The organism is Vibrio ostreae, from assembly GCF_019226825.1.
In the GTDB taxonomy this organism is placed as follows: domain Bacteria; phylum Pseudomonadota; class Gammaproteobacteria; order Enterobacterales; family Vibrionaceae; genus Vibrio; species Vibrio ostreae.
On sequence record NZ_CP076643.1, the window covers coordinates 246,021 to 258,211 of the forward strand.

Below are 12,191 nucleotides of genomic sequence, written 5' to 3' on the forward strand. Positions count from 1 at the left end.
CAGACTGAGTCTCATCTTTGCAGATTAAGTACAAAGTGCTGTCCGACGCAGTTGTGCACGTGACAGTGGATTCGCTGCCGTTTAGGTGTGCAGCCTGAAATACGAGCTAAGTAATTATGAACGTCAACTCAACCTCATCTGCTGTTGATAATAGCAAAGCCACCAATGTGGCTAAGTCTGCGGGACAACAGGTCCAGCAGGATGAAAGCGGGGAAAATTCCGGCTTTTTGAGCAAATTATCGGCTCTGCTGTTTGGCGCCTCTGACCAGAGCGAATCCAGTAATGTCAAAAAAGCGGCCGGACAGCCACAAGCTGCATCAGTTTCTACGCAAGATAAGCTTTCTGCGCAAGACCAGCAGTCTGCAGCGGATGGCAAGCTTATTAGTGTTGATAGCGGACAAGATGCGGCTGAGGGACTGCTCGAACAAGGTGACGGTGATGAGCAGACTCCGTCAGCCAAAGGGCAGCCAGCGGAGACGCAGCCTGATATTCCTAAGAATTTACAACGTCTTATTGCTGACGAAAGTGACAGCAAGCAAGGCGTGAATGCCACAACCCAGCAAGTCATGAGTGACGGCGATGCGCTGATAGGCCGCTTAAAAGACGCCAATCAGGCACTGGCTGCCAGTAACGGCAACATTTTGCCTCCGTTCCCTGCTCAGCCTGCAAGCCGAGGTCATAGTGAAGATGATCTGTCATTGCGCGCCGCGTCGGAATCCGTTCAGGTCGTTCGTCCGATGAGTGCAAAGGGTGTGCTCAGCAGTGCTATAACCGACAACGCTCAGCTAACCGCACCCGGTACTCCGCTCAGTGCTGCACAGGGGGGCAGAGATCACCCAGTTGCTGGCCGAGCAGTTAACCAGGTTAGGATTGGATGATCAGATGAGCACCGAAGAACTGCAAGAGCTGACACCGCAGCAGGCAGCGGCTATCCTCGCTGCTTTGAAGGCCGAGTCGGCTCAGCCTGCGTCTGCGGATCCTGAACTCAGCTCTGCCAACAAGTCGGGAGAAGTTAAGATTCAATCTGCTGCTGCCGATAGCCAGAGCTTAGCGCAGCTTGCGCAAGGAGTTATGCATGATAAAGGTGACGCTACACCTGGCGTTGTCGCAGTGACGGCGGATTCAGCACGACTCGCGAACTCGCGGGCAGAGAGCCAGGTTTCTGCAGACAATGCGCCGCACTTAACCGCTGTGGCACAAGGTGTTGCAGCCGCAGCAGGTTCGGAGCTCGCCAGCGCTCAGACGACGTTGGGCTCTTCTGAGCAAGCAGACAAAATTAAGTCGGGAGTACACCATAATCCGGCTGGTGCAGCGCAGCAGCTTATCAATCAGTGGCAAACTGCTCAGCAACAATCTACTCAGCAAGCCGGCGCGTCAACCCATAACGTACCGGTCCAGGATGCCACTAATAGCGCGACTGTCACCACCAACGCCGCCAATCCGGCGCTTAATCCTGCAATGCTGGCCCAAACTGAAAGCCTCAGCCCGGCAGCATTAAAAGCTGCACTCGCAGGTAGCGGGATAGGTAAGCTGACCAACAGTAAAACAGGCCAGCCTGGTCAGGACTCGGCTTTTGCTAGCCAGGTGGCAACGGCTGCTGGTCAGCAGGGTATGAATGCCACGTCGTCCAACCTGCGTGCAGAACCAACCCAGGCTCAGCCGCAGATGCCGCTGCATCTGAGTAAGGAAATGGATGTGGATGATATGGCACAACGGGTCCAGATGATGATGTCTAAAAACCTCAAGCAGATTGATATTCGTCTCGACCCGCCTGAGCTGGGCCGTCTCCATATCCGCATGAACATGCATGGTGACGGAGCCAGCGTACAGTTCACCGTGGCCAACAACCAGGCGCGTGATGCGCTGGAACACTCTATGCCCCGCCTGAGAGAAATGTTGTCTCAACAAGGCGTTCAGCTTGGAGATACTTCGGTACAACAACAGAATTCAGGCCAGCAACAGCGTTATGCGGCAGGGGGGGGCGGTCAATCCGGTCATTCCTCAGCCAGCGAGCGTTTTGCTGGTGAAGAAAATCTTGATACAGACGTCAAACTTGATTTGAATGTGGCTGCAAAGCGTGATGGAATCAGTTATTACGCTTAAACTAAATACAAAATAACGACATAGAGTAAGTTATGGCTGTTGAAGAATTACCTGATGGTGCCCCGAAAAGTAAAAAGAAACTGATGATCATCATCATTGCTGCTGTCGTATTGCTACTGGGCGGCGGTGGTGCGGCTTTCTTCCTGATGGGCTCAGATGGCAGCGAGCAGGCTCAGGAAGAAAGCGCTGAGAAAGTTGAAACTGTCGCTGAGCCGGTCTCTTACGTCAACATTGCCCAGCCGTTTGTGTTTAATGTCAGCGGTGATGCGCGTGAGCGTATGGTGCAAATTAAAGTGCAGCTCATGGTGCGTGGCACTGAAAACGAAGATCAGGCCCGTTACCATTCGCCGTTAGTTGAAAGCACGCTATTAAGTACCTTTGCTTCGGCTACGGTTGAGCAACTGCGCAGCGCCACTGGCCGTATTGACCTGCGCGACCAGGCGACAGACGATATCAAAGCAGCCATGACCAAAGTCGTCGGTAAGCCTGTGATTGAGCGGGTTCTGTTCACTGACTTTGTTATGCAGTAGGTGACGTGTGACTGATCTATTAAGCCAGGATGAAATCGATGCTCTGCTCCACGGTGTGGACAGTGTCGATGACGTTGAAGAAGAGTTAGATAGCTCCGATACCAGTGCGGTATCTTTCGATTTCTCCTCACAGGATCGGATTGTGCGCGGCCGAATGCCGACCCTGGAGTTGATCAACGAACGCTTTGCCCGTCACCTGCGTATCAGCCTGTTTAATATGCTACGCAAGACCGCAGAAGTGTCGATTAACGGCGTACAGATGATGAAGTTCGGAGAGTATCAGAACACCCTGTACGTACCGACCAGCCTGAATATGGTGCGTTTTCGCCCTTTGAAAGGCACAGCGCTGGTCACCATGGAGGCACGCCTGGTATTTATCCTGGTGGAAAACTTCTTTGGTGGCGATGGCCGCTATCACGCGCGGATTGAAGGTCGCGAGTTCACCCCGACCGAACGCCGTGTTATCCAGCTTCTGCTTAAAATTGTATTTGCTGATTACAAAGATGCCTGGGCGCCTGTGATGGGGGTGGAATTCGAGTATCTCGATTCGGAAGTGAACCCGAGCATGGCCAACATCGTCAGCCCGACCGAAGTGATTGTGGTCAGTTCGTTTCATATTGAAGTGGATGGCGGCGGCGGTGATTTTCACATAGTGATGCCGTACTCCATGGTGGAACCGATTCGGGAACTGCTGGATGCCGGTGTGCAGTCAGACAAGATGGAAACCGACGTACGCTGGAGCTCGGCACTGCGTGAAGAAATTATGGATGTCCCGGTCAATTTCCGCGTCAACCTGCTGGAGCAGGATCTGGCGCTGCGTGACCTGATGGAACTGCAGGTCGGCGATATTATCCCGATCAATATGCCCAAACATGCCACCATGTTTGTCGAAGAGTTGCCGACCTACCGGGTTAAGATGGGACGCTCGGGCGATAAACTGGCAGTGCAGGTATCGGAAAAAAATTAAACGCCCGGATGTGGTAAAGACCGATCTCGCTTTCTTTGGTAAGGACATTATTGCCGAGCTGGAAGATGACGAGGAGGATGATGAAATGACGCTGGACAAGAATAGGTAACAAAGATGTCAAAATCAGAAGATCAAAAGCTTGCAGACGAGTGGGCTGCGGCACTGGGGGAAGACCCGAATGCGCCAGACGTTGATGTCGATGAGATTCTGGCGGCGCCACTGGATGAGTTGAAAGATAGTGCTCAGCCTATTTCAGATGATGAGCGGCGCAAACTGGATACCATTATGGATATCCCGGTCACCATTTCGATGGAAGTGGGGCGCTCTAAGATCAGTATCCGAAACCTGCTGCAACTTAACCAGGGCTCGGTCGTCGAGCTGGATCGCATCGCCGGTGAATCGCTGGATGTCATGGTAAACGGCACTCTGATAGCCCATGGCGAGGTGGTGGTCGTGAATGATAAGTTTGGTATCCGTCTGACCGATGTGATCAGCCAGACTGAACGCATTAAGAAACTGAGATAGCTTATGAAAAAGCTCATAAGCCTGGCGCTGTTTTCGACCCCGGCATTGGCGGTGGAGAATAATCAACTGGACCTGGCGACCACGCTGGGTTCTTTGATTTTTGTCATCGCGCTGATTCTGGCCATGGCCTGGATGCTCAAACGTATGCGGGTCCCCGCGTTTGGTCAGCAGAAAGGACTGAGTGTGATCAGGCAACTGGCCGTCGGAACCAAAGAGCGGGTGATGATAGTACAGGCGGGGGAAGAGCAGTTCCTGATAGGGGTAACCGCGCAATCTGTTCAACTGATCTCAAAACTGGACAAGCCACTCCAGCCACAGGAGACGGAAGCGGCTTCTTTTACTAATCAACTGACCCAGCTACTGAAAAAACATGATAATAAACCCTCTGTTTAAGCGCTTGCCCGAGCGGCTGTCCTGGATAGCTGTGCTTATGTGGTTGTCTGCACTGCTGTTTGCGCCGTTGGCCAGTGCACAGCAGGAACTGGAAACCCCCATCCCTGCCACCGCCGCCGGCGCTGAAAATGTGACGGTTTCGGCGATGGAACGCGAGCAGGGGGCGGCCCGGACGATGGCGCTGGGCTCAAGCAGTGGCGGCGGGGGCATTCCTGCCTTTACCATGACGACAACTGCCGATGGCGGCGAGGAATACTCGGTCAATCTGCAGATCCTGGCCCTGATGACCATGCTCGGCTTCTTGCCGGCCATGGTCATTCTGATGACCTCGTTTACCCGTATCGTCGTGGTAATGTCGATTCTGCGTCAGGCGATGGGGCTGCAGCAGACGCCGTCCAACCAGGTGATTATCGGCATTGCTGTGTTTCTGACCTTTTTTATCATGTCACCGGTTCTCAACCGCATTAATGACCAGGCCGTACAGCCTTACCTCAATGAACAGATCACCGCCCGGCAGGCTTTTGATTTGGCTCAGGAGCCGATGAAAGATTTTATGCTCAAGCAGACCCGGGTGAAAGATCTCGAGACCTTCGTCAATATTTCAGGATCTGAGGCGCAGAATCCTGAGGATGTCTCTATGGCCGTGCTGATCCCGGCTTTCATTACTTCTGAACTTAAAACGGCTTTCCAAATCGGCTTTATGCTGTTTTTGCCGTTCTTAATCATCGATTTGGTCGTTGCTTCGGTACTGATGGCGATGGGTATGATGATGTTGTCGCCGATGATTGTTTCGTTACCGTTTAAACTGATGCTGTTTGTGCTGGTGGATGGATGGAATCTGATTCTGTCAACCCTGGCGGGCAGTTTTGCCTTATAGCAGGAGCATTGAATGACACCAGAAGTCTTTGTCGAGCTGTTTCGTGATGCGCTGTGGATGGTCCTGATTATGGTCTGTGCCATCATAGTGCCGAGCCTGCTGATTGGTCTGGTGGTGGCGATATTTCAGGCCGCAACCTCCATTAACGAACAGACGCTGAGTTTTTTGCCGCGTCTTATCGTGACTTTGCTGGCACTGATGGCGTTTGCGCACTGGATGACGCAAATGCTGATGGAATACTTTTATTCCATCGTTGAGCGCCTGCCTCAGGTGCTGTATTAGGCTGGCGTATGGAATATCCTGCCAGCGTCGTCCTCGATTTTATCGCCAACTATTTTTGGCCCTATACCCGCATTTCAGCCATGCTGATGGTGATGAGTGTCACCGGGGCGCGATTTGTTTCCACTCGTATCCGGCTTTATCTCGGTCTGGCGATTACCTTTGCCGTTATGCCCGCTATCCCAGCGGTTCCTGCTGATCTGCAACTGCTCTCTTTTCAGGGTTTTATGACCACGCTGGAGCAGTTGATCATCGGAGTGGCGATGGGTATGGTGACCCAGTTTATGGTACAGACCTTTGTGATGCTGGGCCAAATTCTCGGTATGCAGGCGAGTTTGGGTTTTGCTTCCATGGTCGATCCTGCCAACGGTCAGAATACGCCGCTGCTTGGTCAGCTGTTTATGTTTCTGGTTACCCTGTTTTTTCTTGCCACCGATGGACATCTGAAAATGATCCAGCTGCTGGTGATGAGTTTTAAAAGTCTGCCGATTGGCAGTGGATCGCTCACCGCGGTTGATTTTCGCGAGCTGGCGTTGTGGCTCGGGACCATGTTTAAAGTGGCCCTTAGTATGTCACTGTCAGGCATCATCGCTCTGCTGACGGTCAACTTATCCTTCGGGGTGATGACCCGCGCTGCGCCGCAGCTGAATATCTTTTCACTCGGTTTTGCCTTTGCGCTGATGGTCGGCTTGCTGCTGTGCTGGTATATCATCAGCGGGCTCTATACTCATTATGATCTGTACTGGAATCAGGGCGAACAGCAGGTGTGCAGCCTGATCCGGTTAACATGTTAATTCACGGCGTGTCAGGAGGCTGAATTGGCAGAATCAGACGGACAAGAAAGGACCGAAGACGCCACCCCCCGACGGTTGCAACAGGCGCGAGAAAAAGGCCAGGTTGCCCGGTCGAAGGAGCTGGCGTCTGTGTCGGTACTGGTGGTCGGCGCTTTATCTCTGATGTGGTTCGGAAAGTCGATGGCCAGCGGTTTGCTGACTGCGATGGGGCGGCTTTTTAACCTCAGCCGGGAAGAGATTTTTGACGTCAACAAACTGTTCGACATCATTTCTGGTGTGCTGGTGCAGCTGCTGATGCCGCTGCTGCTTATTCTGGTGACGTTATTTATTGCGGCGCTGATTGGTGCAGCCGGCGTCGGCGGGATCAGTTTCTCAGCCGAAGCTGCGATGCCAAAATTATCCAAGATGAATCCGCTCAGTGGTATCAAGCGCATGTTTGGCATGCAGAGCTGGGTTGAGCTGATCAAATCGATTCTCAAAGTACTGCTGGTGGCCGGGATGGCGTTTTATCTGATTGAAGCGTCGAAACAAGATCTGTTTCAGCTCAGTCTGGATGTCTTTCCGCAAAATATTTTTCATGCCCTGGATATTCTGCTTAATTTTGTCTTGCTGATCAGCTGTTCACTGCTGGTGGTGGTGGCGATCGATATTCCGTTTCCAGATCTGGCAACACGCCAATCAGTTGAAAATGACCAAGCAGGAAGTCAAAGACGAATACAAAGACACCGAAGGTAAACCTGAGGTGAAAGGACGGATTCGGATGCTGCAACGCGAGGCTGTGCAGCGGCGTATGATGGCTGATGTACCGCAGGCGGATGTTATTATTACCAACCCGGATCACTTCTCGGTTGCGCTGCGTTATACACAAAACCGCGACCGGGCGCCGGTGGTGATAGCGAAAGGGGTTGATCACCTCGCCCTGAAAATTCGTGAAGTGGCACGGGAGCATGACATTATGATCGTGCCGGCTCCGCCCTTAGCGCGGGCTTTGTATCATACCACTGAACTGGAACAGGAAATTCCTGACGGATTGTTTGTTGCTGTGGCCCAGGTACTGGCTTATGTGTTCCAACTGAAACAATATCGGCGTAAAGGTGGCGAACGACCTAAACTGAAAGAAGAGAATATGCCGATACCGGATGAGATGAGGTACTAAAGGGCTATGACTCACAGGTTAAGCCATAGCTATTCAGAATTATTTTTTGCTGACTGACTATTTTTCTGGGACTGACAGCAGAACCAGTAGTGCACCGGCACCGCCAAATTCCAGCGGCGCCTGGTGGAAAGCCATCACATCCGGATGCTGGGCCAGCCACAATGGCACCTTCTGTTTGAGAATGTGTTTACCAATGCCGTGTTGGACGCAGGCACAGTGGGTACCTTCTTTGATACAGTAGGCGATCATGGCGCCAAGCTCACGTTTGGCTTCCTGTTGCGTCATGCCATGCATGTCGAGGAAAACATCCGGCACATAGACTCCGCGTCGCAGACGTTTGACCTCGTATTTGGACACATCGCTGCGCGCGTAACGAGTCGGCCCCTCTTCACTGAGCAGGGGGACGAACTCATCGGAAAAGTAGAAATCGTTGTCGCGGGCTTCACGCGCGGTACGACGGGTTTCTTTTTGTTTAGGATTTCTGTTTGGCTCCTGGATTATGGTATCCTGCGCCAACTTTTTAACGCCCTTTACTGCATCCTGAAATAAAGCGAAATCGTCATCGGTGTCGACTTCATAGTTGTCGTTGAATTCGGTCTCTTTTTTGCTCATTTGGGATTAGATAATCTGTTATAAATCGAAATTGGCAGTATTGTAGCGCTTTTCGGAGGCAAGTTTGGATAAGATTTTTGTAGAAGAGGCGGTTTCAGAGCTGCATACGCTTCAAGATATGATTCGTTGGACGGTGAGTCGCTTTAACGCTGCGAACTTATTTTATGGTCACGGTACCGACAATGCGTGGGATGAAGCGGTTCAACTGATCCTGCCAACCCTTTATTTACCGATTGATGTGCCTCCTCATGTGTTGAACTCACGCCTGACGACCAGCGAGCGTTTGCGTGTGGTTGAGCGTGTGGTGATGCGGATTAAAGATCGCACCCCGGTGGCTTACCTGACCAATAAAGCCTGGTTCTGCGGCCTGGAATTTTTTGTTGATGAGCGGGTGCTGGTGCCACGTTCACCGATTGGTGAGCTGATTCAGGCTCAGTTTGAACCTTGGCTGGTAGAAGAGCCGCAACGTATCATGGATATGTGTACCGGCAGTGGCTGTATCGCAATTGCCTGTGCACACGCATTCCCTGATGCAGAAGTGGATGCGATTGATATTTCGGCGGCAGCGCTGGAAGTGGCTGAGCAAAATATCCAGGACCACGGACTGGAACAGCAAGTGTACCCGATTCGTTCTGACCTGTTCCGCGATCTGCCAAAAGAGCAGTACGATGTGATTGTCACCAACCCACCATATGTGGATGAAGAAGACATGAACAGTCTGCCGGATGAGTTCCGTCACGAGCCTGAACTGGGTCTGGCGGCCGGAACCGACGGCCTTAAACTGGTGCGCCGTATTCTGGCGAATGCCCCGAATTACCTGACTGAGAAAGGTATTTTGATCTGTGAAGTGGGTAACTCGATGATTCACATGATGGAGCAGTACCCGGAGATCCCATTTACCTGGATTGAGTTTGAAAATGGTGGTCACGGCGTATTCATGCTGACCCGCGATCAGCTGCTGGCGTGTGCCGATGAGTTTGCACTCTATCTGGATTAACCAGCACTGAGCTGTATACATAGTTAAGACAGTTGTCTAGAACACCGGCTTTGCAGCCGGTGTTTTTTTATCTTTTTAATGGCTGATCGTATGTAAATCAGTGGATTGGAAAGGTGATGCCCATTTTAGGGAGAAAGATTGCACAAATTGTGCAAGCTTAGGCTTTACATCAAATCGTAATAAAGCGACTATGATTCCACGAAGAATAGTAATGAGTGCTGCGGGCGTCGCGTTCAACGTGCGCAGCAAGCTAATTTGAGGACATAATGGCAGGAAACAGTATCGGACAACATTTCCGGGTAACGACATTCGGAGAAAGTCACGGTATCGCACTGGGATGTATCGTAGACGGTTGCCCTCCGGGGTTAGAAATCAGTGAAGCAGATCTGCAGGTCGACTTAGATCGTCGTCGTCCGGGCACATCGCGTTATACCACGCAGCGCCGCGAAGCGGATGAAGTAAAGATTTTGTCGGGTGTGTTTGAAGGTAAAACGACCGGCACTTCGATTGGTCTGCTGATTGAAAATACCGATCAACGTTCCAAAGATTATTCCGACATTAAAGATAAGTTCCGTCCGGGACACGCTGACTATACCTACCATCAGAAATATGGGGTGCGTGATTATCGTGGCGGTGGCCGCTCATCGGCTCGCGAAACCGCGATGCGTGTTGCCGCCGGTGGTATTGCCAAGAAATACCTCAAACAGGAATTTGGCATCGAGATCCGAGCTTATCTGGCACAGATGGGCGATGTTGCGATCGATAAAGTGGACTGGAACGAAATCGATAACAATGCGTTCTTCTGTCCTGATGTCGATAAAGTGGAGGCTTTTGACCAACTGATTCGCGATCTGAAAAAAGAAGGCGATTCGATTGGTGCCAAAATTCAGGTTGTTGCCACCAACGTACCGGTTGGTCTTGGTGAGCCGGTATTTGACCGTCTGGATGCAGACATTGCGCATGCACTGATGAGCATCAATGCGGTCAAAGGGGTGGAAATCGGCGATGGTTTTGATGTAGTGCAGCAAAAGGGCAGTGAGCATCGTGATCCACTGACTCCGCAGGGTTTCAGCTCTAACCATGCTGGCGGTATTCTGGGCGGTATCTCAACCGGCCAGGACTTAGTGGCGAATATCGCGCTGAAACCGACCTCGAGCATTACGGTTCCGGGCGATACCATTACCCGTACCGGTGAGCCAACTCAGCTGATCACTAAAGGTCGTCACGATCCTTGTGTCGGTATCCGTGCGGTACCGATTGCCGAAGCCATGCTGGCGATTGTGGTTCTTGACCATCTGCTGCGTCATCGCGGGCAGAATTTTGGTGTCACCACTGACACTCCGGTTATCTGATAATCCGAGCTCTTCACCCCAAAAACGCCCTCATGTGAGGGCGTTTTTGTTGGTGCAGAGCCCAGGTTGTCACACGCTGGCTGATTGCACTTTACCCGCCGCGAAAAAATCGCCAAAATGCGCGCTGTCGATGACTGTTAACCTTAATCTTATGTCCCACCAATATTCCGATTTGATCGCTATTTTCGATCAAACCTTTTTTGCTGATTTTAACACCCGTCTGGTGCGCGGTGATGACGAGCCGGTTTATCTGCCTGCTGATGACAGTACGCCTTACCACAGGATCATTTTTGCCCGCGGTTTTTATGCCTCGGCGTTACATGAAATATCTCACTGGTGTGTAGCGGGTCCTGAGCGCCGTTTGCTGGAGGATTTTGGCTACTGGTACGAACCAGACGGACGAACGGAAGCGGTTCAGGCCCGGTTTGAGCAGGTAGAGGTGCGCCCTCAGGCGTATGAGTGGATCTTCTCGTTGAGTGCAGGCTTTCCTTTTACGGTCAGTTGTGACAACCTTAACGGCGATTTTGAGCCGGACCGGCTGGCTTTTATGCACAAAGTGCAACAAGAAGTACGGTCGATTCTGGCCAGCGGATTACCAACCCGAGTGAACATGCTGTCGCAAGCGCTGCGCGTGTTTTACCACACGCCGCCGCTCAGTCCAGACCAATTTATTGTGAAGTAACGAGATAACTATGATTATTGAATTTGAAGAAAAACTCCTTGAGCTGATTGATACCCGTATCGCGACGGCGTCGGACGATGAGCTGTTTGCCGGTGGTTATCTGCGTGGTCATATTTCGTTATCCGCGGCAGCGTGTGAAGAAGAGGGCATTAATGATCTGAACGAGTTTAAAAGCCGTATCGAGAATAGCCTGGAACAGGCTCGTTCAGAGCTGACCCCGGCTGACCGCATCATTGTTGCCGATCTTTGGCAGGAATTGGCTGCTCAGGCCTGATGGCCGCATTATCGATCGTTCAAATTATTCGAATGAATCCATAAAAGTTTTATAGTTGTTGTTGAGCGGTCGAATGATTACTCTATCATCATCAACCGAACAGATAGGATTACCGACATGAAAGTTATCGCATTCGGAGCTAGTACTAGCTCAACATCAATTAACAAAGCATTAGCGACTTACACCGCTGGTCTTGTTGATGGCGCAGAGGTTAAAGTTCTGAACATCAGCGACTACAGCGTGCCTATGTTCAGCGAAGATCTGGAAAAAGAGATCGGCCAGGCTGAAGGTGCACAAGCGTTCCTGCGTGATTTGGCTGATGCTGACGCCCTGGTGATTTCGTACGCAGAGCACAACGGCCATTACCCGGCTGCTTTTAAAAACCTGTTTGACTGGGCAACTCGTATCGATCGCGAAGTGTTTAAGAACAAACCAGCGGTTTACCTGTCTACATCACCTGGCCCTGGCGGCGCGCAATCTGTTCTGGCTGCTGCAGTAGGTTCTGCACCTTTCTTTGCTGGTAACGTGAAAGCATCACTGTCTGTACCAAACTTCTACGATGTGTTTGATCTGGAAGCGGGTCAGGTGAAAGACGACGCGGTCAACGCTCAACTGAAAGAAGCGGTTGCTAAACTGGCTTAATGAGCTGA

13 protein-coding genes and 3 pseudogenes are annotated in these 12,191 nt (G+C 51.6%); 15 read left to right on the forward strand and 1 reads right to left on the reverse strand.

Going from position 1 to position 12,191, the window contains the following annotated elements:
* Positions 1–116: 116 nt before the first annotated feature.
* The 10 genes and pseudogenes from KNV97_RS07370 to flhB all read left to right on the forward strand — a co-directional run bounded on the left by KNV97_RS07370 (position 117) and on the right by flhB (position 7,624).
* A complete protein-coding gene (locus KNV97_RS07370) occupies positions 117–878 on the forward strand; it encodes a hypothetical protein (RefSeq protein ID WP_218562821.1) in 762 nt (253 codons plus the stop codon).
* Positions 879–1,521: 643 nt separating this feature from the next.
* Positions 1,522–2,103: pseudogene (locus tag KNV97_RS22315) on the forward strand (flagellar hook-length control protein FliK); the annotation flags it as partial.
* A 32-nt stretch (positions 2,104–2,135) separates the two neighbouring features.
* Complete coding sequence (gene fliL / locus KNV97_RS07380; protein WP_136482486.1) at positions 2,136–2,633, forward strand: flagellar basal body-associated protein FliL; 498 nt, start codon at positions 2,136–2,138, stop codon at positions 2,631–2,633.
* A gap of 7 nt (positions 2,634–2,640) precedes the next feature.
* Positions 2,641–3,709, forward strand: a pseudogene (gene fliM, locus KNV97_RS07385) (flagellar motor switch protein FliM).
* 5 nt (positions 3,710–3,714) lie between these two features.
* Positions 3,715–4,125 carry a flagellar motor switch protein FliN gene (gene fliN / locus KNV97_RS07390; protein WP_136482489.1) on the forward strand — a complete coding sequence of 137 codons (411 nt, stop codon included), beginning with the start codon at positions 3,715–3,717 and terminating at the stop codon, positions 4,123–4,125.
* A gap of 3 nt (positions 4,126–4,128) precedes the next feature.
* Positions 4,129–4,518, forward strand: coding sequence for a flagellar biosynthetic protein FliO (gene fliO, locus KNV97_RS07395; protein WP_136482491.1), 390 nt, complete (start codon positions 4,129–4,131; stop codon positions 4,516–4,518).
* A gap of 37 nt (positions 4,519–4,555) precedes the next feature.
* Complete coding sequence (gene fliP, locus KNV97_RS07400) at positions 4,556–5,395, forward strand: flagellar type III secretion system pore protein FliP (RefSeq protein WP_136482493.1); 840 nt, start codon at positions 4,556–4,558, stop codon at positions 5,393–5,395.
* Between the two features lie 12 nt (positions 5,396–5,407).
* The gene (gene fliQ / locus KNV97_RS07405) at positions 5,408–5,677 is read left to right on the forward strand and encodes a flagellar biosynthesis protein FliQ (RefSeq protein ID WP_136482495.1); all 270 of its coding nucleotides are present in this window, start codon (positions 5,408–5,410) and stop codon (positions 5,675–5,677) included.
* 8 nt (positions 5,678–5,685) lie between these two features.
* Complete coding sequence (fliR, locus tag KNV97_RS07410) at positions 5,686–6,468, forward strand: flagellar biosynthetic protein FliR (RefSeq protein ID WP_136482497.1); 783 nt, start codon at positions 5,686–5,688, stop codon at positions 6,466–6,468.
* A 24-nt stretch (positions 6,469–6,492) separates the two neighbouring features.
* Positions 6,493–7,624, forward strand: a pseudogene (gene flhB / locus KNV97_RS07415) (flagellar biosynthesis protein FlhB).
* A 57-nt stretch (positions 7,625–7,681) separates the two neighbouring features.
* Here the strand turns inward: flhB and smrB are convergent.
* A complete protein-coding gene (gene smrB / locus KNV97_RS07420) occupies positions 7,682–8,236 on the reverse strand; it encodes an endonuclease SmrB (RefSeq protein WP_136482502.1) in 555 nt (184 codons plus the stop codon).
* A 64-nt stretch (positions 8,237–8,300) separates the two neighbouring features.
* On the opposite strand from smrB, the gene prmB reads away from it, so the two are divergent.
* From prmB to KNV97_RS07445, 5 genes are all read left to right on the forward strand, one after another.
* Positions 8,301–9,233: a 50S ribosomal protein L3 N(5)-glutamine methyltransferase gene (gene prmB / locus KNV97_RS07425; RefSeq protein ID WP_218562823.1), complete on the forward strand. Its 933-nt coding sequence runs from the start codon at positions 8,301–8,303 to the stop codon at positions 9,231–9,233.
* A 266-nt stretch (positions 9,234–9,499) separates the two neighbouring features.
* A complete protein-coding gene (gene aroC / locus KNV97_RS07430; protein WP_136482506.1) occupies positions 9,500–10,585 on the forward strand; it encodes a chorismate synthase in 1,086 nt (361 codons plus the stop codon).
* Positions 10,586–10,736: 151 nt separating this feature from the next.
* The gene (locus KNV97_RS07435) at positions 10,737–11,267 is read left to right on the forward strand and encodes an elongation factor P hydroxylase (protein ID WP_218562824.1); all 531 of its coding nucleotides are present in this window, start codon (positions 10,737–10,739) and stop codon (positions 11,265–11,267) included.
* 10 nt (positions 11,268–11,277) lie between these two features.
* Positions 11,278–11,541: a YfcL family protein gene (locus KNV97_RS07440; protein WP_136482510.1), complete on the forward strand. Its 264-nt coding sequence runs from the start codon at positions 11,278–11,280 to the stop codon at positions 11,539–11,541.
* 117 nt (positions 11,542–11,658) lie between these two features.
* Positions 11,659–12,183: an NADPH-dependent FMN reductase gene (locus KNV97_RS07445; protein WP_136482512.1), complete on the forward strand. Its 525-nt coding sequence runs from the start codon at positions 11,659–11,661 to the stop codon at positions 12,181–12,183.
* The last annotated feature ends 8 nt before the right edge of the window (positions 12,184–12,191 follow it).